Here is a 272-nt window from a genome sequence, read left to right on the forward strand (position 1 = left end):
CCACTGTCATATCGCAAAGACACTTGTGTCGCTTCATTGTTGAGATTCCACATATCCACCGCCCATTCATAATTGCGTATCAACGGCGTGGAACATGGCTTATACATAGACAGGCTTTCCATGAATTCCATCAGCATAGTTTGTTGTTCAGGCGTAAGAATATCCTTGTGCTTACCGTGCAGGCAATAGCGGTTCGTTTCAAGACAGACGCATGTTTCAAACCGTTCACCTTTCGTTTCCGCATCCCGTATATGGAAATGGGGCGTGGTTTC

The 272-nt window shown here is 46.0% G+C and carries 1 protein-coding gene; it reads right to left on the reverse strand.

Annotated elements, in window-relative coordinates; genetic code table 11:
• On the reverse strand, nucleotides 1-272 hold a 272-nt coding region (locus H6A60_RS13150; protein WP_205105311.1), incomplete at both ends, for a hypothetical protein.

It is taken from the genome of Sutterella massiliensis (assembly GCF_016899755.1).
Classification (GTDB): Bacteria; Pseudomonadota; Gammaproteobacteria; order Burkholderiales; family Burkholderiaceae_F; genus Sutterella; species Sutterella massiliensis.